This window comes from Yokenella regensburgei (assembly GCF_003634235.1).
Lineage (GTDB): Bacteria > Pseudomonadota > Gammaproteobacteria > Enterobacterales > Enterobacteriaceae > Yokenella > Yokenella regensburgei.
The window spans coordinates 251,020-273,212 of the sequence record NZ_RBIZ01000007.1; the positions used below are offsets into that span (position 1 = coordinate 251,020).

Here is a 22,193-nt window from a genome sequence, read left to right on the forward strand (position 1 = left end):
CACACTGAATTTTTTTGACTAAGTTCAGAATGGGAAGGTAATAAGCTCTACGGCATCGGCGGTAACTTTCACCATCGAGCCTTCGCTGTGCCAGGCGCCGAGCACCACGCGATGCGCAGGCTTGCCGTTGGCGGTCAGTTCATGTACGTCCGGGCGATGGGTATGGCCGTGAATCAGCCACTGCACCTGATGTTTTCCCATCACCTCAACCACCGCCTGCGGGTTCACGTCCATGATGCTGAGCGATTTGCTGCTGTTAGCGGCTTTGCTGCCGGCGCGCATACGGGCGGCAATGCGGTTGCGGATAAACAGCGGCAGGGCGAGGAACAGCGTCTGGATCCACGGGGTGTGCACTTTCTGGCGAAACGCCTGATAGCCCGCGTCGTCGGTGCAGAGCGTATCGCCGTGCATAATCAGCACGTCGCGGCCGTAGAGGCTCAGCACTTTCTCTTCCGGCAGCAGCGTCATGCCGCTCTCGCGGGCGAAACGTTTACCGAGGAGAAAATCGCGGTTGCCGTGGATAAAGAAGCAGGGGACACCGGAATCTACCAGCGCTTTGATGGCCGCCGCCATCTCGCGATGCAGCGGATTAGGGTCGTCGTCGCCAATCCAGGCTTCGAACAGATCGCCTAAAATGTACAGCGCGTCAGCCTTGCGGGCTTCACCCTGTAAAAAACGCAGAAAACCGGCGGTGATCGCCGGTTCTTCTGTTTGCAGATGCAAATCTGCGATAAAGAGTGTCGCCACGAATTACTCGCTGACGGTCACGCTTTCAATGATAACGTCTTCTTTCGGCACATCCTGATGCATGCCGCTGCGGCCGGTAGAAACCGCTTTGATTTTGTCTACCACGTCCAGACCTTCTACCACTTCAGCAAATACGCAGTAGCCCCAGCCCTGCAGGCTTTCGCCAGAGAAGTTCAGGAAGTCGTTGTCAACCACGTTGATGAAGAACTGAGCGGTTGCAGAGTGCGGAGCCTGAGTACGCGCCATTGCCAGAGTACCACGGGTGTTTTTCAGACCGTTGTTGGCTTCGTTTTTGATGGCTTCTTTGGTGGCTTTCTGATTCATGCCCGGCTCGAAACCGCCGCCCTGGATCATGAAACCGTTGATAACACGGTGGAAGATGGTGTTGTTATAGAAACCTTCGCGGCAGTAGTCCAGGAAGTTTTTAACTGTTTCAGGCGCTTTGTCATCAAAGGTTTTGATTACGATATCGCCATGATTAGTGTGGAAAGTAACCATTTTTGCATCCTGTTCCGTTATAGTGGTGCGAAAACCCGTCAGCGGGTCACATATAGGCGCCTGTTATAGCATAAGCGCGGGCATGGATCACCTTGCATTGTGTGCTGCTTCGGGTTTGAATTACGGGTAGAATATGCGGTTCTCGTACACACACGGATATATGGAATCTTCGATGCTAAAAATCTTCAACACCATGACTCGCCAAAAAGAGGAATTTAAGCCTATTCATGCTGGGGTTGTCGGCATGTACGTGTGTGGAATTACCGTTTACGATCTGTGTCATATCGGCCATGGCCGTACCTTCGTGGCGTTTGACGTGGTCGCGCGCTACCTGCGTTTCCTTGGCTACAAGCTGAAGTACGTGCGTAACATCACCGATATCGACGATAAAATCATCAAGCGCGCCAACGAAAACGGCGAAGACTTTGTCGGCCTGGTCGATCGCATGATTATTGAAATGCACAAAGACTTCGATGCGCTGAACATTCTGCGCCCGGACAGTGAGCCGCGCGCAACGCACCACATCCCGGAAATCATTGAGATCACCGAGCGTCTTATCGAACGCGGTCATGCCTATGTGGCAGACAACGGTGACGTGATGTTCTCCGTGCCTTCTGACCCTACCTACGGCGAGCTTTCTCGTCAGGATCTGGATCAGCTGCAGGCCGGTGCTCGCGTGGACGTGGTTGATGTTAAACGCAACCCGATGGACTTCGTACTGTGGAAGATGTCGAAAGCGGGCGAGCCGGCATGGGCTTCACCGTGGGGCGAAGGTCGTCCTGGCTGGCACATCGAGTGTTCCGCAATGAACTGCAAACAGCTCGGCAGCCACTTTGATATCCACGGCGGCGGTTCAGATCTGATGTTCCCGCATCACGAGAATGAAATCGCGCAGTCCACCTGTGCCCACGACGGCGAGTACGTTAACACCTGGATGCACTCCGGGATGGTGATGGTTGACCGCGAGAAAATGTCTAAATCTCTGGGCAACTTCTTTACCGTGCGCGACGTGCTGAAGTTTTACGATGCCGAGACGATTCGCTACTTCCTGATGTCGGGTCACTACCGCAGCCAGCTGAACTACAGCGAAGAGAACCTGAAGCAGGCGCGTTCGGCGCTGGAACGTCTGTATACCGCGCTGCGCGGTACCGATGCCTCAGCGGCGGCGGCCGGTGGTGAAGCCTTCGAAGCTCGCTTTATCGAAGCGATGAACGACGACTTCAATACGCCGGAAGCCTACTCGGTGCTGTTCGACATGGCGCGTGAAGTCAACCGTCTGAAAACCGAAGATGCCGATGCGGCAAGCGCAATGGCTTCTCATCTGCGCAAGCTCGCGGGCGTGATTGGTTTGCTGGAGCAGGATCCGGAAGCCTTCCTGCAGGGCGGTGCGCAGGCAGATGGCGGCGAAGTGGCAGAAATTGAGCAGCTTATCCAGCAGCGCCTCGACGCGCGTAAAGCGAAAGACTGGGCAGCAGCCGACGCCGCGCGCGACCGTCTCAACGAGATGGGGATCGTGCTGGAAGATGGCCCGCAGGGAACGACCTGGCGCCGTAAGTAAGTCTTACTTCACCCTCACCCTAACCCTCTCCCTCAAGGGAGAGGGGACCGCTCATTTCTCTTTGCCTGATTCGCTCTCAAGGGAGAAGGGGCCGCTCATTTCTCTTTGTCTGGTTCGCTCTCAAGGGAGAAGGGGCCTGGTTTTCTCCCTCTCCCCGTGGGAGAGGGCCGGGGTGAGGGAAAATGCCCTTAAGCTGACTCCCGCACCATTAATTGTCCCGATAGTGTAATCTTCTGCATCTGTAACTCCGGCTCCTTCAGCTTACGAATCATCAACGACGCCGCCTGACGTCCGGTCTCTTCGCTGGCGGATGATACGTAGGTAAACGACGGTGAAGTCAGATTCACATGCAGCATATCTTCAAAGCCAATCAGCGCCACCTGCTGGGTGAGGAACACGTCTTTCCCGACGGTGCGGCCTACCTGATGAATGCCGGTAATGCTGCCTATCATCGCGTCCGGCGAGTGGCAGAGCAGGGCGGTGATGGTGTTGTTTTTCTCCAGCAGTTGCCGGGTGGCGATGCTTGCCGCGTGGGTGTCGTCGCTGCAGGCCGGGGTAGATTCATCGCGCCAGACGAGGCCGTACTGGCTGAGTGCGCTGTGAAAGCCCAGCAGACGCTGCTGGCGAATAACGTCATTCTCTCGCCCGCCGATGTAGGCGATGCTGCGATGCCCGCGCTCAATCAGATAACGGGTCGCAAGGCTTGCGGCCTGGCGGTTATCGCGCATTACCAGATGGCAGTTCTCCTCCATCAGCGATTGCGATATCACGACCAGCGGCAGCGGACAGTGGCGTATTTTTTCCGGCAGGTGGGTGGTAGTGGCATCGGAAGCCAGATAAATCACGCCCGCCACGCCCTGCTGTTTGAACGACAGCAGGCAGCGCTCGAGATGTTCATCTTCGTTTAGCGGTTGGCCGAGAAACACCATATAGCCCTGCTTCTCCAGCTCCTGAACCACGCTCGCCATCACCTTGATAGAAAAGCTGTCGCTGAAATCGCGCAGGATAAGGCCAATCAGATTGGAAGTATTGGCGCGCAGGTTGGCGGCCGCCACGTTATGCACGTAGCCGAGTGTGTTTATCGCCGCGTGCACTTTTTCGATAGTGGCGTCTGAAATCTTCCCTTTCTGGCGAAGCACCAGAGAGACCGTGGAAACCGAAACGCCCGCCTGCTTCGCCACATCAATAATGCTGACTTTCTTCAAATCTGCTCCCTGAAAACGTCCCACTATCAGTCAGATAATTGACGTCTCCCACCGTAGCAGGAGACGTTAAGCCTATTCTGACTATTTACCGATCATTGTCGACATGGTTTGTGCGATAAATTGTGCACGCGCACCAAATATCACCTGAATTCCCTTGTCACCGACAAAGACGACGCCGCGTGCGCCAACGGCGTTCAGCCCGTCTTTATCGACCATATCTCCCTTCGCCACCTCAAGACGCAGGCGGGTAATGCAGGAGCCAACGGAGTCGATATTCTTCGCACCGCCCAGCAGGCCAATAATTTCCGTGGCGATTTCGGTGTCGGTTTTCCCTTCGGCGGTGGTGGTCACGTCGGTACGGCCCGGCGTTTTCACGTCGAAGCGGCGGATCACATAGCGGAAGGTGAAGTAGTAGATAAGCGCCATCGGGATCCCGATGATCACCGCGCTAAGGAAGTTGGTCTGATAGCCGTTGAACGACGGCAGGATCCCGAACGACAGGTAATCGATGAACCCGGCAGAGAACGACTTGGCGATATGCGCATGCAGCAGGTACATGGTCATGTACGCCAGGCCGGCCATGATGGCGTTAAAGACGTAGAGGATCGGGGCCACGAAGATGAAGGTAAACTCCACCGGCTCGGTTATCCCGGTTAAAAAGCAGGTCAGCGCCGCGGAGAACAGAATACCGGCGGCAATCTTTTTGTTTTTGCTGTGGGCTTCGTGATACATCGCCAGACACGCCGCCGGAAGGGCGAACAGCATCAGCGGGAATTCACCCTGCATAAACTTACCGGCATTCTGGTAGGTATCGCTGCTGAAGGATTTCACGCCTTCTTCCAGCATTTTGAACCAGATAGTCTGATCGCCGTGGATAACCTGGCCTGCCTGAGTGGTGTAGTCACCGAAGGAGTACCAGAACGACGGATACCAGATATGATGCAGGCCGAGCGGGATAAGCGCACGCTCCACCAGGCCGAAAATAAAGGTGGAAGCCGCCTGGTTATCCCCGTTGACTACGACAGAAAGCGCATCGATACCGGCCTGAATATGCTGCCAGACATAAGGCAACAGCAGGCCCATGATGAACGACAGCATAGCCGTGGCAATAGCGACAAAACGTTTACCGGAGAAGAAACCGAGGAACTCCGGCAGCTGCATGGCATGGAAGCGGTTATAGCACCACGCGGCGAGGATCCCGCAGATAAGCCCACCAAACACGCCCATCTGCAAGGTTGGAATACCCACCACCATGGCGTATTTTCCGCCCTGAGAGGCCATCTCCGGCGTTATCCCGAGCACGGTGCTGATGGTGATATTGGTGACGAACACCGACACCGCTGCCGAAAGCGCCGCGATACCGGATTCCGACGCCAGACCCACCGCTGAACCGATGGCGAACAGCATCGGCAGGTTGTCGAAGATGACCCCGCCGGCGTTCATCATCAGCGGCAGATGGAACTTGTCGCCGAACGCCAGCAGCAGACCCGCCGCCGGCAGCAGTGAGATTGGCAGCATCAGCGCGCGACCAATCATCGATAATTTTGACAATGATTTAACAAAACCTGAGAACAGACTCATACTGATTCCCCCGAGTGGAGACCCCGATATGCGCTAAATACGCATTGTTGTTGTAAGTAGAACGTTCTAGTAGAACGTTCTACTTATCGTGAAATAAAGCGATTTTGGCCGCAACTAAAATTTCACATTCAGGGCAGATGAGTTTGTGATTCTTTGAGGTTGATCGAGAATTAACCGTTATGGCTGTAGGGATAACCCTCTCCAGGCGGAGAGGGTTGGGGGATATCAGGCGACGATGGTGATGCTGTGGCCGTTAAAGGTCACCGTCTGACCGGCAACGATTTTGCAGCGTTTGCGGGTTTCTACCGTACCGTCAACGCTTACCAGACCGTCAGCGATGAAGATTTTTGCCTGTGCGCCGCTTTCGCTCCAGCCTTCCAGCTTCAGCAAATCGCACAGCTCTACGTGCGGGTGTTTACCCAGTGAAAAAGTGGCCATCTTATGCCTTCTCCGTGTCGTGATACTCTTCGCATGCCTGCAGGGTGTTCTGAATCAGGGTGGCAACGGTCATCGGACCCACGCCGCCCGGAACCGGGGTGATGTAAGAAGCGCGGGCGGCAGCGTCGTCGAAAATGACGTCGCCAACCACTTTGCCGCTGTCGAGGCGGTTAATCCCGACATCGACCACGATAGCGCCTTCTTTGATCCACTCGCCCGGAATAAAGCCCGGTTTACCGACGGCCACGACCAGCAGATCAGCGTTCTCTACGTGGTGGCGCAGATTTTTGGTGAAGCGGTGGGTGACGGTGGTGGTGCAACCGGCGAGCAGCAGCTCCATGCTCATCGGGCGACCGACGATGTTAGAGGCGCCAATGATGACCGCGTTCAGACCGTAGGTGTCGATGTTGTAGCGCTCAAGCAGCGTCACGATACCGCGCGGCGTGCACGGACGCAGACGCGGAGCGCGCTGGCACAGACGACCAACGTTGTACGGATGGAAGCCGTCAACGTCTTTATCCGGCGCGATACGCTCCAGCACCTTCACGTTGTCGATACCCGCAGGCAGTGGGAGCTGAACCAGAATTCCGTCGATGGTGCTGTCGTGGTTCAGGGTGTCGATAAGTTCCAGCAGTTCCGCTTCGGACGTGGTTTCCGGCAGATCGTAAGAGCGGGAGACGAAACCGACCTCTTCACACGCTTTGCGCTTGCTGCCGACATAAATTTGCGACGCAGGGTTGCTGCCGACCAGCACAACGGCCAGTCCTGGGGCGCGCTTTCCGGCCGCTACGCGGGCCTTCACTTTTTCCGCAACCTCAGAGCGCACCTGCTGCGCAATCGTTTTACCGTCAATAATCTTTGCTGCCATCAGAGAGAAGATTCCGTCTGTCATTCAAGAAAAGGGGGATGTACATATTTTGTCAGAAGCCGGGGCTGCTGTCAGTCTCCGTTTGCGTTTTTATCCTTTCTGTCCTCTCCTGGCCCCGCCTGGCTTTGCCTGTAGCGCCTTAACCATTCAGCAGCGAGGCGCTGGTGATTCTGTTTCCACATCCGTGGTGAGGCTTTTCTTATTCTTCTTTAAGACGTGACTTAACCAAAACAAAGTCTTTATACGTATTTTGTATTAGCGCATTGCGTTAATTTAAACGCTGTGCCAGGGGCATTATTCCAGTTCGGCCAAATACAATAATTAATATTATTTTTTATTGCTATTGGCGTGACCTGACGCGAATAAAAAATATCTCTGCGGGATGCCGGGGTTATTACTTCCTGACATGCGAATGTCATCGGTAAATCACACGGAGCGTACAGGATGCACGCGACGGATGTGCGTTTTTCAATTCAAGGAATAAACATGAAATTAAAGACTATTGCTGCTTCTCTGGTGGCAACTTTAGGCCTGGTCGCAACAGCGGCAAATGCGGATGCAGTTTCTGTAAACGGCGGCACCGTTCATTTCAAAGGTGAGCTGGTGAACGCAGCTTGTGCGGTAAGCACTGCATCTTCTAACCAGACTGTTGAACTGGGCCAGTACCGCACCGCGACCTTCACCAAAACCGGTGATACTTCTGCCAAGATCCCGTTCAGCATCGTGCTGAATGACTGTGATCCGACCGTTGCAGCCACTGCCGCTGTTGCCTTTACCGGCCAGATCGATGCCCAGGACAAAACCCTGCTGGCGATCGCTTCCGGTGATAACGGTTCTACCGCAGGCGGCGTAGGTATCGAGATCCTCGACAGCGCTTCAGGCACCCTGACACCGAACGGTTCCGTATTCTCTGCCGCGCAGAACCTGATCCAGGGTACCAACACCCTGCACTTCAGCGCGCGTTATAAAGCAACCGCCGACACCACCGCACCGGGTCAGGCAAATGCTGACGCCACGTTTGTCATGAAATACGAATAAGGCCTACACGTACTCAGGATGAGCCAGGCCTCAGGGAGGAGGCGCGTTAAAAGCCAGCGCCGGGGACCAGGAATGATACGGAAGTTTTGTTGGATAGGGGTGTTTTGCCTCGTAGCCATCCCTGCCAGCGCGCACCGCGTGGTGGTGGATGGCGGCAGCGTGCATATGCGGGGACAGCTGGTGAATGGTGCCTGCGCGGTCTCGCCGGAAAGCGAGAATATGCGTATCGACATGGGCCAGTATCGTACCAATTCATTTTCCGGTGTCGGCAATTTTTCGACGGTGACGGTGCCTTTCAGTATCCGGCTGGTGGATTGTCATACCGATGTTTCGCGGCTGGTCGGCGTTGCCTTTCAGGGGTTGACGCCCGCAGAAGATCCGCAGGTATTTGTTGCCTCAACCCGCGTAGGCGGTGCGCAGAGCGACAGCGGGCTTGGCCTGGGATTATTTGATCAACGTCAGCAGCTCATTGAACCGAATGCGCCACCGCTGAACTATGAGCCCATCAACAGCAGTGAAATGACGCTGCACTTCAGCGCGCGTTATCGGGTTATTTCATTGCCGCTTATTCCCGGGAATATTCATTCGGATGTCTGGTTTACGCTGGTATATCCCTGAAGCGATTGCATTCGCGAACAGAAATAAATAAAGGTATTGCAGTCATGAACAAGATGTTCAAATCTGGTATCGCTTTCACTTTTTTACTGTTAATGATGTCGCTGCCTGCAAAGGCGGCTGGTGGTATTGCGCTGGGCGCTACCCGCGTTATTTATCCTGCCGATGCAAAACAAACTTCGTTATCCATCACCAACAGTAATACTCAGGAACGCTATTTAATCAACGCCTGGATTGAAAACAACAACGGTCAGAAAGAGAAAACCTTTGTTGTCACACCGCCGCTGTTTGTCAGTGAGCCCAACAGCGAAAACACGCTGCGCATTATTTACGCCGGACAGGCGCTGCCAGCCGATCGCGAATCGTTGTTCTGGATGAACGTGAAGGCCATTCCGTCGGTTAACAAAGACAGCGCAAACGGTAAGAACGTGCTGCAGCTGGCCATTTTGTCGCGCATTAAGCTGTTTGTGCGCCCGGCAAATTTACCCTCCCAGCCCGAAGCCGCACTCGATCAGCTGAAGTTTGCCCGTAGCGGCAGCCAGCTCACCGTGACCAACCCGTCGCCGTACTACATTACGCTCGTGAATATCCAGATGGCGGGTAAAAAGCTCGAGAACCTGATGGTGGCACCGAAAAGCAGCGGTCAGGTGGCGATCCCTGGCGGTGCGGGTGGCAAGCTGAGCTGGCAGAGCGTGAATGATTACGGGGCGATCACCCCTGCCCGTAACGTGAATTTATAACGACGGCGCTGGCTCATGATGACACGTGCACTCTCACCTCACCGACCGCGTCTTAGCGTGATGACGCTGGCGCTTGCCGGCGCATTCTGGTCACAACACGGCTGGGCTGAAAACTATTTCAACCCGGCATTTTTGTCGGATGATGCTGCGAGCGTGGCGGATTTGTCGCGTTTTGAAAAAGGCAATCAGCAGCCGGCGGGCGTTTATCGTGTGGATATCTGGCGTAACGATGAGTTCATCGGCACCCAGGATATGGCATTTGAGCCTGCTGAACATACCGCCCCGGCGGCGGGAGGGCTTTCTCCCTGTGTGAACCCGGCGCTGATTAAGCGTTTGGGTATCAACAGCACCGCGTTTCCGGCATTGGCGAAGTATCAGGACGGTAGCTGCATTCCGCTGACCACGGCTATTCCGGGGGCGGAAATCGCCTTCGATTTTGCCTCGCAGAAGCTTGCTTTCAGCATTCCGCAGGTGGCAATGCAGAACAGCGCTCGTGGCTATATTCCTCCCGATGAGTGGGATGAGGGGATCCCGGCGGCGCTACTTAACTACAGCTTCAGCGGTAACCGGGGCACCGACGACGACAGCTATTTTCTGAGCCTGCAAAGTGGTCTGAACTATGGCCCGTGGCGTCTGCGTAACAGCGGTACCTGGAACTACTCCAACAGCAGCGGCCAGCACCAGAACAACTGGAACAACGTCGCCACCTGGGTGCAGCGCGCCATTATTCCGCTGAAAAGCGAGCTGGTGCTCGGCGACAGCAATACCGGCAGCGATGTGTTCGACAGCGTAGGTTTCCGCGGGGCACGAATGTACTCCTCGGACAGCATGTACCCCGACAGCATGCAGGGCTTTGCGCCGACGGTGCGCGGGATTGCGCGGACGCCGGCTAAGGTAGTTATCCGCCAGAACGGCTTTGTGATTTACCAGAGCTACGTACAGAGCGGCGCTTTTGCGATAAGTGACCTGAACCCGACCTCATCCAGCGGTGACCTTGAAGTGACCGTCGAAGAGAAAGATGGCAGCCAGCAGCGCTATACGGTGCCGTACTCAACGGTGCCGTTGCTGCAGCGTGAAGGGCGATTCAAATACGATCTGGTCGCCGGGGACTATCGCTCCGGTAACGATCAGCAGGACAAGCCCTTTTTCGCGCAAGGTACGGTGATTGCCGGTCTGAACGACGGTTATACCCTGTACGGCGGTTCACAGCTCTCCGAAAACTACGCTGCGGTGGCGATTGGTGCCGGGAAAAACCTCGGTGACTGGGGGGCGATATCGCTCGATCTGACCCACGCGCGCAGCACGCTGGTGGATGACAGTACCCACGAAGGGCAGTCGCTGCGCTTCCTGTATGCGAAATCACTGAACCGCTATGGCACCAACTTCCAGCTGCTCGGCTACCGCTATTCCACGGAAGGGTTCTTCACCCTCGACGACACCACGTGGAAAACGATGAGCGGCTACCAGTATGACGATAAGAATAAAGACAAGGACGGCGTGCCGGACATTATCAGTTATCACAACCTGACGATGAACAAACGCGGGCGTTTTCAGGTCAACATCTCGCAGTCTCTCGGTGACTATGGCTCCGTGTACGTTTCCGGCAGCCAGCAGAGTTACTGGGGAACCAGCGATACCAACACCTGGTATCAGCTGGGCTATTCCGGCGGCTGGCAGGGAATCAGCTACTCGCTCGCCTGGTCGTGGAACCAGTCGGTGGGGATCCCGGGAACCGACCGCATTGCCACCTTCAACCTGTCTATTCCGTTCAGCCTGTTCAGCGGCCACGGCTACCGCCGCGATACCGCATTCGACCGTGCCTATGCCACGGTATCTGCCAACCGCAACAGCAATGGGCAGAACAGCTGGCAGAGCGGCGTCAGCGGGACGCTGCTGGAAGGGCGTAACCTGAGCTACAGCGTGACGCAGGGGCACTCCAGTTCGAACGGTTACACCGGCAGCGCCAGCGCCAACTGGCAGGCCACCTACGGCACGTTGGGCATGGGCTACAACTACGACCGCGACCAGCATGACCTTAACTGGCAGCTTTCGGGCGGGGTGCTTGGCCACGCCGACGGGGTGACGTTCAGCCAGCCGCTGGGCGATACCAACGTGCTGATCAAAGCGCCGGGCGCCTCTGGCGTCAGCGTTGAAAACCAGACCGGGGTAAAAACCGACTGGCGCGGATACGCGGTAATGCCGTATGCCACGGTATATCGCTACAACCGCGTGGCGCTCGATACCAACTCGATGAGTAACAACACCGATATCGAAAACAACGTCAGCAACGTCGTGCCGACGGAAGGGGCGGTAGTACGCGCCGCGTTTGATACCCGCATCGGGGTTCGTGCGTTGATTACCGCGCGTCGTGGTAATCAGCCGGTACCGTTTGGTGCCATCGTGCGCGAGACCAGCCGGGGGGTGACCAGCATGGTCGGCGATGACGGGCAGATTTACTTAAGTGGTTTGCCGCTTAGCGGTGAACTGTTAATTCAGTGGGGAGAAGGCGCAAACTCGCAATGCCGTGCATCGTACAGCCTGCCCGAAAAGAGCCTGCAACAGGCCATTACGCTTACGGAGGTGCGTTGTGACAGGTAATGTTATGTCGAAAAAATATGCCATTGCGGTGCTGCTGCTGGCGCTGCTGCCCACGGGGCGGGCGCTGGCAACGGTCTGTGCCAACTCTACCGGGGTCGCCAGCGATATCTATTACGACCTCACCGATAAGTTTACCAGCGCCAACAACCAGGTCGGCCAGATAGTCACGCTGAGCGAAAAATCGGGATGGGTTGGGGTGAACGCGACATGCCCGAAAGGCACCAGCGGGACCACCACCAAGCGCAGCTACGTGACCGACTTCCCTATTCAGAGCGTGGAAGGACAGTTTAAGTACCTGAAGCTCAATGATTATCTGAACGGTGCGATGCAAATCACCGATAGCTATGCCGGAGTTTTCTATCCACCAGAGAATTACATCCAGATGGGGAGCCACCCCAACGTAGCCAAGAACCAACCCTTCCCGGTAAATGATTCGAAGCTGGTGTTTCGCCTGAAGGTAACGCGGCGCTTCATCAACATGGTGGTGATCCCCCGGCAGACGATGTTCCGCGTTTATGTGACCACGACCAACGGCGATCCGTTGACGACGCCGGTCTATACCATCAGCTATAGCGGCACCATCAACGTACCGCAGAACTGCGCGATTAACGCCGGTACGCTGGTGGAGTTTGATTTTGGCGACATCGGCGCGTCGCTGTTCAGCCAGGCCGGGGCTGGTAACCGCCCGAAAGGAGTGGCTATCCAGCAAAAAACTATTGGTATCAAATGTACCAACGTGGAGTCGCAGGCCTACCTGTCGATGCGTATCGAGGCAGAAAAAGCGAGCGGCAACGCGATGGTTTCGGATAATCCGGACCTCGGATTTATTGTCGCGGACAGCAGCGGTACCCCGCTGACGCCAAACAACATTGGCAGCAAAATCCCGTTCCGTCTTGATGACAACGCGCAGGCGCAGGTGCTTATCCGTGCCTGGCCTATCAGCGTCACCGGGAATAAGCCGAGCGAAGGGCCGTTTGTCTCAAGGGGGTATCTGCGTGTCGATTATGACTAACCGTTTTGCATGGTTTGCCGGATGTTGGTTGTTGAGCGCAGGCGTCGTGCAGGCTGAGACGCCGCTTGGGGAGATTAACATCGAACTGCGGGGCAACGTGGTGGATTTCACCTGCGTGGCAGAAGCGGGCGACAGCGACAAAACGGTGCCACTCGGCACCTGGGCGACGAAGCAGCTGCGGCCAACGGGCAGTACGACTTCGCAGGTGCCGTTTAGCCTTAAGCTGACCGGCTGCCCGCCGGGATCGGCCTCAATTACGTTCTCCGGCAAGCCAGATCCGAAAGACAGCACGCTGCTGGCCCTGAATGGCAATAGTCAGGCGAGCAATGTGGCGGTGGAGATACGCGATAAAGATCGCAGCCGACTGCCGCTGGACCAGGCAAGCCAGGAGGTTGTGGTAGACGCGCAGGGGAATGTGACGCTGCAGTTTTTTGCCAACTACATCGCGACGGCTGAAGATCCGCAGCCAGGTGTGGCTGATGCCGATGCGACATTTATGATCAATTATAATTGATAAGGTGATAATAAACTCCCGAACTATTTATCCGTCGGGAGTTTATTTTAATTACAGCAGTTCGTGAGCTTTTGCATAATCAATCAACTCAACAATGGTATGAACGCCAAGCTTGCTGAAAATATTTGATTTGTGCGCACTGATTGTTTTGTTGCTCAGTAATAGTTGTTCCGCAATCTCTTTATTTGTCAGACCATTCGCCAGATAGCGCAGTACCGTCACTTCACGGTTTGAAAGCGGCAGTTCCGGGATATCACCATAGCGTGAATGGTTGATCATGCTGAGTGAAGCTGAGGGGAAGAATGAATATCCCGCCAGCAGCATCTCCACCGCTTTATAAATATCATTGTGATCCTTTCTTTTGCTGACAAAACCATTGGCCCCGGCGCGAATGGCACGCCCGGCGTAAAATGATTCTGACTTAGACGACAGAAAAAGCACTTTGGTTTTCTTGTTTATCTCTTTGATTCTCTTGAGTAAGGCGAATCCATCTGTGCCCGGTAACTCAATGTCGAGTATCACCAGGTCGGTTGGTTTATTACGTATGTAATCAAGTACTTCACGACTATCATCCGTTTTTAATGCCACCTGGATATCTTTATTTTTGTGTAGTAATACTTCTATCGACATTCTGACGATGGGCTGTTCGTCCATAATGATTACGGAAGCCGGTTTCATTTCTCTATTCCTCAGATTGTTAGAACAGTCGTGCCGAATCCTTTACGGATCCACCGCTAGCTGGAAGGATAAAATCAAGAAATCCTGATACCGAAGTATGTCTCCATGGAAATTGCAAAAGCGTCCCTGTTTTCGTTTTTATGGCTAGTTCAAAGATTATTTTTTATTCTGATAAAGAACAGGTAATCATGCTCAATATTATTTTGTCGTATCCTGACAGGGCCGATTATACCCCGTAACTTTTCCTGGAAAAGCCTGAGAAAGGGAGAAAAAACTTTACGAATTAGGATGTTCTGATGGCAAGTGCCAATGATTTGCGTTTTGGGCAAATAGGCTAATTTTTCTTTTTGTCGTGAAGTTTATGAATTTAAAATTAAATAAAAACAACATTTATGGCTGGATGTTGTGGTGTTGTTAAAATGATTTCTGAATGTTTAGTCGCACGAAAATACGTTGCTGCGAAGCGGATCGCAGATTAAATGCCCCTGCCGCGGGCTGTTGCTTTTTTCTGTGCACAGGCACAGTAGAAGCCCTATGCCGCAGGTTCTGCTGGCTCTGGTAGCGATCTTGTTCATATTGAGCCACTTTGGTGATATTTTCCTCGACGAAACCACCTTGAATGCGAATCGATCCCAGTTCAACCAGAGATAAATGCTGCAAACCTGAATGCAGGAAGCAAATAGTTTTGATAATTACTCTATTTTAGGAATAGTTATAAATGTGTTCTTATTGTTATCGTTTAACATATATTTAACAATAAAATAAGTAATTTCTTAAACCAGGGTAATCATTACGCAGGTAAATCCGAATGATTACCGCGCTTTACCGTCGTCAATTCGCTGAAGCAGGCGGATAAACTGCTGGCGTTTTTGCAGCTTCAACAGACTCAGGATCCGCGTCAGGCGATAAATGACACGATGGTAAGGACGTTGTTGCTGCTCGGCAATGTGGCGCAAACTAACGCCCTGTGCCATCAGGCGGATGATTTCCCACTCTGAACGGGTAAAGCGTTCGCGAGGGTTATCAAACAGTACCCGAGGGAAAGCCAGCGACTGCTGAACCATGCTCAAAGTAAAGCGTCTGTTGATAATTCGACAAAGACAGGTTGCTTCAATAAAACGCAGTATTTCTCGATCGCGGGAGTCTGCCAGTAGATCAAAAGTCAGCTCTGGTTTCTTGTGGCTCAGTGAACGCAATGTGCTCATTATCTCAAGAATCGATGACATACCGCCGTTGAGATCGACGATCACCCGCGCCGAGGTCCATTTCTGTTGTGCGTGCAGAGCATCTTCAAGACGAGTGAAAATGGTGCTGTAGGAGAGCGGAGGGGGGCTGTGGCGAATACCGTTCGCCAGATAGCTGTCGTGAGTGACGAGAATAAGCGTGCTATTGAGACTGGCAGCACGGCTTGCGACCGGCTGCGCCAGTAAATCGACGCGGTCTATCAGGGCATAGTGGGGGAGTGGCAGGCGGCAGCCACGGATATCAGTTATATTCCGACGACGTCTTTCCCTGCGTAATACCACGCGCATAAAATCCCTCTCAGCACAGCGACCCTGTTTTCCACCGCGAATAAGGTCCTGTCGGAATAAGCTGTTTGCGGACAATAAGGCGCAGACCTGCGATTCCAGTACTTCAGCCAGAGGGCGAAGCGCGATGCTTCCATCGCTAATGCCTTGAAGGATAACAGAAGCCTTACCGCGAACCAGATACTCTTACCTATCGGTCAGCCCGGAAAATGTTTCAATTTGAATCATGTTGCGGCTATCGATTTCGGTAAGCATGGTTTCATTGTTGCCAATGGTCCGGGGGAGAAACACCAGGCGTTGCTTAAATCCCGATGAGACTTTTCGCAGTTAGCCATGAGGGAAGAGGGGATTTGGTGCAAACTGTGACCAGTTGCATCCGTGTGTGTCCGCGAGGACGCGGGTATGACGGCTTTCGCGGTGAAAGCCATTGACTCAACAAGCGTTAACCGTATAATTCCAGGCGCTCCACATCGCAAGCACTCGCTTCTCAGTGCGCCCTTAGCTCAGCTGGATAGAGCAACGGCCTTCTAAGCCGTAGGTCACAGGTTCGAATCCTGTAGGGCGTGCCATTATACTTCAATGACTTACGCCTCTTTAATTTCCTCCGTATTTTCAATGCGGGACATATTTGGGACATCTTCATTAAAAATAGAGTCAATTTGGCGTGCATGTTCAGTTAAATGATTTGGCGCAAGATGGGCATATCTCCGCACCATTTCTATTGATTCCCATCCACCCATTTCCTGCAGAACAGATAACGGCACTCCTGACTGAATTAACCAACTTGCCCAGGTGTGTCTCAGGTCGTGAAATCGGAAATCTTCAATCCCTGCCCGACGACAGGCTGAGTTCCATGCACGTCCGTCATCAACTCGCATCTTCCTCACTGCCGGAGTTAATGAACCATCTGGGCGATGCCATGCTTTCGTGTGGACAAATACCCACTTATGATGGTTGCCAATTTGATCGCGAAGTACCTTACATGCGGTATCATTCAACGCTACGCCAATAGCGCGGTTTGATTTACTGTCTTCCGGGTTAACCCATGCTACCCGGCGCTGCATGTCTATTTGTTGCCACTCCATATTGATGATGTTCGAACGACGAAGGCCGGTTGCCAGCGCAAACTTAACAACCGATTTCAGCGGCTCAGGACACTCATCAATAAGCCTCTTTGCCTCTTCATGCTCCAGCCAGCGAACTCGTTTATTCCTGACGGCTGGCACCTTAATTACAGGTGCCTTCTCAAGCCATTTCCAGTCGCGTTCTGCCGCCCGCAGAATTGCCTTCATTAATGCCAGATGTTTGGCCTTAGTGGAGGTTGTGACTGGTGATGCGGAATAAACTGGTGCCGGCTGCCCATTCTTTTGCGCCGCGGCTGCCTGTATTTTCCATATTTCAAGCAGCTTGCGGTTGCTCATCTTATTTACTGCAGAATAAATCCTTTGTTCAGTTACATCCTTTAATCGAATCCCTTCGAAGTGTGCCAGCCAGAATGCCATGCGGCTGCGGTCGTCTTTCAGTGACTTTTTCTCAGCCTTTTCCTCAAGCCACCGCATGCATGCATCATCAAACGTTACATCAGGGAAATCACCAAGCCGGTCTACTCTCCACAATTCAGCTTTGCGCTTGTCATGTAGTTCAGTAGCGAGCCGCTTGTCGGAAGTCCCAAGGCTTTCCTTAATTCGCTTCCCGCCCGGGAGCGAGTACGATGCGTACCATATTTCACCTCTGCGGAAGAGTGACATTGTGTTTCCTCTTTAATGCCATCACCCGCGCTCACGCCGACAGTATGTAGCGGAGACTGAAGCGCCGCAATGCAGGCTTGCCGAGTAGTGAGGTATGGTGACTTTGGTTTGGTAGGGTCTTTGCGTGTTGCCTGAAGTCGGCCTGTGCGGATCCAGTTGGTAGCGGTAGGTCTGGATATTTTGAGAAATGCACAGGCCTCATCGAGTGTGAGGCTGTGTGATTCCATGGTTACTCCAGTGCAATGCCTTTTATTTTATCCGCCGCAATAGAAGCAATAACAAATCCAGCGATTCTAAGTGCTTCAGCGGTGCTACAATTTGCATCATTGAATAGAACAGTTGCCAATTCCCTTTTTATAGAATCTAACTTCTTATCCACTCGCTCTTTCTTTATTTCACCAAGAAGTTCAACACACTCCATGCAGATGTGAATCTTATCTTTCCCTTCAATCATGGATTCCTTGCCAAAGTTACCTCCGCATAACGAGCACAGGTCTTCTGGGTCTGGCTGGTATTCCTGAAATCCAATGCTTCCAGTCATAAAAGTCATGCCTGCCATATTCATCTCCTTACGCTAATTTCTTATACACGCGAGGCTCATCAACAGTAGCCGCGCGAAGTTCGTGTTCTGCGTGAGAACTGTAATCACCGGAGTCCCATAGGCAGCGATACCATGTCGGCCTGTTTTCCTGCTCCGTAACACCATCAATCACTCCTTTGATGTCACCTGATTTGTGCTTCACAATTGCGCCAATATCGAACTTAGCCATGATGCACCTGCCTGTTCATTGATTTGCTGAACGATAGCCACGAGCAAGTACATAGCGACTATTGCCGCTATTACAGGATTCATTTGCATGTGGACTCCGGATAAAAGAAGACCCCGCGATGCGAGGTCTGTTATTACTGCGGTGCTGCTGGCATTTCTCGCCAGTACGTGACTGCGTACGGGTAAGGGAATTCAGTGCCATCATCCCATTCAGTTCCCGTCCACATTGCAGACCACATCTCTCCGTCTGCGTACATAACCATGATCGGAATTAGCTTACCCGGCATCTGTTCGCTATCTGTTCGCTACAACTTATCCAGCTATCCGGAATCACCGGAGAGTTCAACTCATCACGATTACTTACATGTTCGGTTTTACCCTGAAGCATGGCCGAGCGGCAGGCGTTCCACCATGAGGCTGCACAAATGCATTCGTTTATCGAATATTCATAGCCCTGCGATGCTGTAATTTCCGCGATTTTCTCAAAAGTTATTTCATCAGGCACTACTGGCGCTGGCGGAGCGGCGTAGAACTCATGAACTCCGTCTGAGAGCTTTGGCGTGGCAGTGGTGAGGCATGTTGAACCAGGTTCTGGCCATCCATCTTTGAAAATGACGCTAAGCACCGGCTGCTGCTGCATGGTAGCCAGCAACATGCGAGCCATTGCTGCAGCATCACCGCATTGCACGTGATCGGTGTCTGCGATTTGCTGTAATTCTTCTCTGTTGAATTCCATTAGTATTGCTCCGCCATGCAGTCAGGACAAAAGCCATCAAACTCTTTAACTTCCCGTCGTGGAATTAGAAGGCCGCAATTCCAGCACTCGATTTCTTCTGCGTCATCTGGCTCCTGCTGCACGCTCCCTCTTCTGCTTGGTGTACACAGCCCAGGTCAGCGCATCGAGCTTGTCACGACCAGCCTTGTCGTACATGTGAATGCCGTCCTTGCATGAATGTTCAAGCTTCACCTTTTCTTCCAGTGCGCTAAGGTCCTCATAACTTAGATTTGCCAGCTTTAGGCGATTCCAGCCAAAGTTAGGGATGCGGGTCATGCTGCCTCCTCAAAGTTAAATCCAAGCTGGCAGGAGAATGCCTCGCACGACTCAGAGCATGAGCCTGTATCGTATTGCCGCATGGAGGTCATTCGTGAAGCGAGTTCATCTCGAGATACGTCACTGAATAGCGCTACAAGAGATTTGAGTGTGTTATTTCCGCGGTACATTACGGGCTCCCTGCCTGTGTGGATTTCCTTTTCCAGAACGTCGACGAATTTCGCAGCCAATTCAGGCTCATCCATCGTTGCCAGTGCGACCTTCTGCATACTCTTCTTGATGCAGAATACGCAGTTACCCAGGTGCTCCTGGATTGCAAGGTCAAATGGCTGCTCTTCCCACCAATCAAGCACGTCCTGCTTTTCGAAATCGCTGATATCTGCCAAATAGCTGAACCCTGGCGCATCCCTAAGCCGATTAGGTTCGTCCGCCCTGATTCCAAGCCATGTGTGGTAACTGCCTTTTCCGAATCGCTCCTGACAGTATTTAGTGAAAGGAACCGACTTCATCCTGTCAGTACAGAATGCTCCGCCAATATAGGGATGTCCGTATTTATTCAGCATCCGCTTCCATGGGATTAGGTCAGGACCAATCTCATTAACACTTAACTCTTCGTAACTACTTGCTTTCCCCATCTCTGGAGCAGGAATTACACGTAGGCAGTGCAGGTCTATATTCCAGTGTTTCACAATATTGCGAATAAACTCATATGTCTTTGGATGTTCTGCTCCAGTATCCATATATACGTAGTGAATATCCTCTCCAGCCTTTCTTCTCTGCTCCATCAGGTAAACGAGATATGCCGACGTTCTGCCGCCAGAGAAACTAACTACCTGTGGAATTTCCATGACTATCTCCTATGCGTTTGTTTAAGCCACGCTGTCAGGAATTTATTTTCATTCACGCTCGGGAATGAATTTCTCGCCAGCAACTCCTGCTTAGATGGCATTGGATATTCTTTGTATCTTGAGCGTACGGTTATATCTCCCGGGGTAATATCGGCGTTATATGCGTTGTTAATCATGGTTAATTCCTTGATTCTTTACGGAGTGTACGTAACCGACTTTTTACCGACTCGTTTCCTCTACCCATCATTTCTGATATTTGCTTGATGGGGATTCCGTTGCTAGCCATTTGCATAAGGTTATGGTCGTCGTCCTGATTCCATTTCTTATAAACAAATGCTGTTTTCAGTGAGTAGCGTTGGGCCAGGTAATAAAACCGATTGAGTGTTATTCCTAAATGGTCCGCGGCTCGACAAGCGACCATACGGCCGCAAACCGCCTTCATTTCTTCAGGAGTGACGTTTAGTTTTCGCATTGGTTATTTGATGAGAAGAGTTGGCTTACCGAGCTTGAGTGATGCGCCAGGAATGGCGTTACCGGCCTTGAGTTGATGCTTGATGGCTAGCTTGTCGGCCTTAACTGTGGTTACGTATTCGACGTACTCAGGTGGCAGGGAGCCTTCATCTGTGATTTCTACCGACTCGACAGGGGCACGAACAGTTACCTGATGGATGCCAGCTTTGAGTGACTTTTTACCAGCCGTCTCGAGGGATGCGGTAATGTAGTCTTTCATGCTGGATACTCTGTTTTCTGCTGCCTTTGCTCGCTCTGCAAGGCGCTTACTTTCTTCCTTTAGCGCCTCTGCATAGGACGATTCGTTTTTGCAGACGGCAAGAATTTGCTCTACCTTTGCTTCAAGTTCCCACGCAATTCCATCAAGCGTGTCAGCAATCATCTCAGGCTCCATGCCTGAATCAGAGAGCTTGGCGAAATCATTGGCGATCTGATACAGGGCGGTCATTATGCTGCCTCCGGGAATTTTGGTTTACATTCGTGATAGATGGCCTGAACGTTCTGCTGTAATTTCATCCCCATGGTCAGCTTGAATGCTTCCTGGAACTTAATTTTCAGGTCAAATAACGTTTCTGCCTGCGACATCTCATCGCAAAGCACCTGAACACGTTCGATGACTTCCTGCTGTCGTTTGCGCTCATCCTCGCGAATGTCTTCCTCTGACTTATGCGGCATCACCGGTTCCTGATGCATTCCTTCATCTTCATTGAGAAGGTGGATGGCGTTATCGAGTCGCTGTGCTTTAGGCCAGTATTTGCTGGCTCGCTTGACGATGGTCTTACGCGCCATTTCTTCCCAGAACGTCTTCCATGGACCGTTCTTTGCCTTGCTGGTAGCCTCGACCGCTTTAATTTCTGCCAGGCTCATTTCTTCCGTTAGATAGTCGCCATCAGCAGTCTTAACCGTGCAGTAACCACCAACGACTTCGCCACGCTCACCAAAGGCGTTGTATTTGTGCGTAGGAGCGCTATCAAGCCCATTTGATTCATAGGTGTCTGCTGAGTACACCAGTTTGCACTGACCCCACTTAATGGAGCCCGTAGACTGTGCCAGGTGCAGAAGCCCCATGTAGCTGATATCGAGGCATACCATGCCGTCACGAGGAACCAGATAAGCCAACTTACTCGCTGGGTTCAGCGTGATTCCGATAGCTGCTACGTTGATTATCGCGTTCTGTGCGCTGGTAGGATTGGATAGGGCGGTTTTAGCCAGGAAGTCATTCTTCTGGAAATACTGAATTGCGAATTGGCTTTCCTTTGCCCAATTAACCGTCTGTTCAGTTAACGCTCCGCAGAATAACTGCTCCTGCTGCTTAACAAACTCAACTATTCCAGTCATGCTGCATCCTCGTACATATGCTTGCGCAGGAAGATAGAAAATGCATACTCAAACTCTACGCGCGGCCTGAATATGTCCCACATAACCTCTACAGCGAACTCCTGATAACTGCAGTCATCCTCACCTAACCACTCTACGGCTTGCTTTGTATGGTCATCAGGCTTATGTGATTCCAGCATGTTGAGCACCGGCTGCATGTTGTTACACAGCAACTCAACCTGCTTATCAATTGCTGCGCGGTCATCGTCGTTAAGTCTTTCGATGATTTGCGATATTTCTCGTTTATCATTCACAGTCAGAATCATCATCG

26 protein-coding genes, 1 tRNA gene and 1 pseudogene are annotated in these 22,193 nt (G+C 52.6%); 8 read left to right on the top strand and 20 right to left on the bottom strand.

Translation table 11 applies throughout. The features are described from left to right. Positions 1-24: 24 nt before the first annotated feature. Both lpxH and ppiB read right to left on the bottom strand, forming a co-directional pair. On the bottom strand, positions 25-747 hold the full coding sequence (lpxH, locus tag C7387_RS21255) for a UDP-2,3-diacylglucosamine diphosphatase (RefSeq protein WP_120817433.1): 723 nt from the start codon (positions 745-747) through the stop codon (positions 25-27). Between the two features lie 3 nt (positions 748-750). Continuing rightward, a complete protein-coding gene (gene ppiB, locus C7387_RS21260; RefSeq protein WP_006818890.1) occupies positions 751-1,245 on the bottom strand; it encodes a peptidylprolyl isomerase B in 495 nt (164 codons plus the stop codon). 172 nt (positions 1,246-1,417) lie between these two features. Here ppiB and cysS point away from each other — a divergent pair, with 172 nt between their 5' ends. Further along, on the top strand, positions 1,418-2,803 hold the full coding sequence (cysS, locus tag C7387_RS21265; RefSeq protein WP_120817434.1) for a cysteine--tRNA ligase: 1,386 nt from the start codon (positions 1,418-1,420) through the stop codon (positions 2,801-2,803). Between the two features lie 188 nt (positions 2,804-2,991). Here cysS and malI read toward each other — a convergent pair whose 3' ends face one another. The 4 genes from malI to folD form a co-directional block, all read right to left on the bottom strand. Beyond that, positions 2,992-4,008: a Mal regulon transcriptional regulator MalI gene (gene malI, locus C7387_RS21270; protein ID WP_038254432.1), complete on the bottom strand. Its 1,017-nt coding sequence runs from the start codon at positions 4,006-4,008 to the stop codon at positions 2,992-2,994. An 81-nt stretch (positions 4,009-4,089) separates the two neighbouring features. Then, the gene (locus tag C7387_RS21275) at positions 4,090-5,589 is read right to left on the bottom strand and encodes a PTS transporter subunit EIIC (RefSeq protein ID WP_038254434.1); all 1,500 of its coding nucleotides are present in this window, start codon (positions 5,587-5,589) and stop codon (positions 4,090-4,092) included. Positions 5,590-5,814: 225 nt separating this feature from the next. Beyond that, positions 5,815-6,027: a ribosome-associated protein YbcJ gene (ybcJ, locus tag C7387_RS21280; protein ID WP_120817435.1), complete on the bottom strand. Its 213-nt coding sequence runs from the start codon at positions 6,025-6,027 to the stop codon at positions 5,815-5,817. A 1-nt stretch (position 6,028) separates the two neighbouring features. Further along, on the bottom strand, positions 6,029-6,895 hold the full coding sequence (gene folD, locus C7387_RS21285; protein WP_038254436.1) for a bifunctional methylenetetrahydrofolate dehydrogenase/methenyltetrahydrofolate cyclohydrolase FolD: 867 nt from the start codon (positions 6,893-6,895) through the stop codon (positions 6,029-6,031). A 486-nt stretch (positions 6,896-7,381) separates the two neighbouring features. Between folD and fimA the strand changes: the two genes are divergently transcribed. The 6 genes from fimA (at position 7,382) to sfmF (ending at position 13,412) form a co-directional block, all read left to right on the top strand. Then, complete coding sequence (gene fimA / locus C7387_RS21290; RefSeq protein WP_038254439.1) at positions 7,382-7,933, top strand: type 1 fimbrial major subunit FimA; 552 nt, start codon at positions 7,382-7,384, stop codon at positions 7,931-7,933. Between the two features lie 72 nt (positions 7,934-8,005). Beyond that, complete coding sequence (gene fimI, locus C7387_RS21295) at positions 8,006-8,551, top strand: type 1 fimbrial protein subunit FimI (RefSeq protein ID WP_006818899.1); 546 nt, start codon at positions 8,006-8,008, stop codon at positions 8,549-8,551. A 44-nt stretch (positions 8,552-8,595) separates the two neighbouring features. Continuing rightward, complete coding sequence (gene fimC, locus C7387_RS21300; protein WP_006818900.1) at positions 8,596-9,288, top strand: type 1 fimbria chaperone FimC; 693 nt, start codon at positions 8,596-8,598, stop codon at positions 9,286-9,288. Between the two features lie 15 nt (positions 9,289-9,303). Continuing rightward, the gene (locus C7387_RS21305) at positions 9,304-11,886 is read left to right on the top strand and encodes a fimbrial biogenesis usher protein (RefSeq protein WP_172635574.1); all 2,583 of its coding nucleotides are present in this window, start codon (positions 9,304-9,306) and stop codon (positions 11,884-11,886) included. A gap of 4 nt (positions 11,887-11,890) precedes the next feature. Then, a complete protein-coding gene (gene fimH, locus C7387_RS21310) occupies positions 11,891-12,898 on the top strand; it encodes a type 1 fimbria D-mannose specific adhesin FimH (protein WP_006818902.1) in 1,008 nt (335 codons plus the stop codon). Continuing rightward, on the top strand, positions 12,891-13,412 hold the full coding sequence (sfmF, locus tag C7387_RS21315; protein WP_006818903.1) for a fimbria assembly protein: 522 nt from the start codon (positions 12,891-12,893) through the stop codon (positions 13,410-13,412). The genes fimH and sfmF overlap by 8 nt, the downstream gene beginning before the upstream one ends. A gap of 51 nt (positions 13,413-13,463) precedes the next feature. On the opposite strand, the gene fimZ is transcribed toward sfmF, so the two are convergent. Together fimZ and C7387_RS21325 are read right to left on the bottom strand one after the other, a co-directional pair. Beyond that, complete coding sequence (gene fimZ / locus C7387_RS21320; protein ID WP_006818904.1) at positions 13,464-14,090, bottom strand: fimbria biosynthesis transcriptional regulator FimZ; 627 nt, start codon at positions 14,088-14,090, stop codon at positions 13,464-13,466. An 812-nt stretch (positions 14,091-14,902) separates the two neighbouring features. Beyond that, complete coding sequence (locus C7387_RS21325; RefSeq protein ID WP_006818906.1) at positions 14,903-15,622, bottom strand: helix-turn-helix domain-containing protein; 720 nt, start codon at positions 15,620-15,622, stop codon at positions 14,903-14,905. A 489-nt stretch (positions 15,623-16,111) separates the two neighbouring features. Here C7387_RS21325 and C7387_RS21330 point away from each other — a divergent pair. Beyond that, positions 16,112-16,188: transfer RNA gene (locus C7387_RS21330), tRNA-Arg, on the top strand. A 15-nt stretch (positions 16,189-16,203) separates the two neighbouring features. On the opposite strand, the gene C7387_RS21335 is transcribed toward C7387_RS21330, so the two are convergent. The 12 genes and pseudogenes from C7387_RS21335 to C7387_RS21390 all read right to left on the bottom strand — a co-directional run bounded on the left by C7387_RS21335 (position 16,204) and on the right by C7387_RS21390 (position 22,191). After that, on the bottom strand, positions 16,204-17,367 hold the full coding sequence (locus C7387_RS21335) for a site-specific integrase (protein ID WP_120817436.1): 1,164 nt from the start codon (positions 17,365-17,367) through the stop codon (positions 16,204-16,206). 164 nt (positions 17,368-17,531) lie between these two features. Beyond that, positions 17,532-17,594 (bottom strand): annotated as a pseudogene (locus C7387_RS23205) (helix-turn-helix domain-containing protein); the annotation flags it as partial. Between the two features lie 2 nt (positions 17,595-17,596). Further along, the gene (locus tag C7387_RS23210; protein WP_244922388.1) at positions 17,597-17,926 is read right to left on the bottom strand and encodes a hypothetical protein; all 330 of its coding nucleotides are present in this window, start codon (positions 17,924-17,926) and stop codon (positions 17,597-17,599) included. 10 nt (positions 17,927-17,936) lie between these two features. Further along, positions 17,937-18,137 (bottom strand): hypothetical protein, encoded by a 201-nt coding sequence (locus C7387_RS21350; protein ID WP_120817438.1) that lies wholly within the window; start codon positions 18,135-18,137, stop codon positions 17,937-17,939. A gap of 133 nt (positions 18,138-18,270) precedes the next feature. Continuing rightward, on the bottom strand, positions 18,271-18,423 hold the full coding sequence (locus tag C7387_RS23215; RefSeq protein ID WP_338067459.1) for a DUF551 domain-containing protein: 153 nt from the start codon (positions 18,421-18,423) through the stop codon (positions 18,271-18,273). Next, positions 18,408-18,872, bottom strand: coding sequence for a hypothetical protein (locus tag C7387_RS21355; RefSeq protein WP_244922390.1), 465 nt, complete (start codon positions 18,870-18,872; stop codon positions 18,408-18,410). The genes C7387_RS23215 and C7387_RS21355 overlap by 16 nt, the downstream gene beginning before the upstream one ends. Positions 18,873-18,974: 102 nt before the next feature. Then, positions 18,975-19,187, bottom strand: a complete 213-nt coding sequence (locus tag C7387_RS21360; RefSeq protein WP_120817439.1) for a hypothetical protein — start codon at positions 19,185-19,187, stop codon at positions 18,975-18,977. Next, on the bottom strand, positions 19,184-20,035 hold the full coding sequence (locus C7387_RS21365) for a phosphoadenosine phosphosulfate reductase domain-containing protein (protein ID WP_120817440.1): 852 nt from the start codon (positions 20,033-20,035) through the stop codon (positions 19,184-19,186). The genes C7387_RS21360 and C7387_RS21365 overlap by 4 nt, the downstream gene beginning before the upstream one ends. Before the next feature lie 2 nt (positions 20,036-20,037). After that, on the bottom strand, positions 20,038-20,211 hold the full coding sequence (locus C7387_RS21370; protein WP_120817441.1) for a DUF2737 family protein: 174 nt from the start codon (positions 20,209-20,211) through the stop codon (positions 20,038-20,040). 299 nt (positions 20,212-20,510) lie between these two features. Further along, positions 20,511-20,993, bottom strand: a complete 483-nt coding sequence (locus C7387_RS21380; RefSeq protein ID WP_120817443.1) for a siphovirus Gp157 family protein — start codon at positions 20,991-20,993, stop codon at positions 20,511-20,513. Further along, complete coding sequence (locus C7387_RS21385) at positions 20,993-21,883, bottom strand: RecT family recombinase (protein ID WP_120817444.1); 891 nt, start codon at positions 21,881-21,883, stop codon at positions 20,993-20,995. Before C7387_RS21385 ends, C7387_RS21380 begins: the two co-directional genes overlap by 1 nt. Next, entirely contained in the window at positions 21,880-22,191 is a 312-nt protein-coding gene (locus tag C7387_RS21390) for a hypothetical protein (protein WP_244922391.1), read from the bottom strand. The genes C7387_RS21385 and C7387_RS21390 overlap by 4 nt, the downstream gene beginning before the upstream one ends. Between the last annotated feature and the right edge of the window lie 2 nt (positions 22,192-22,193).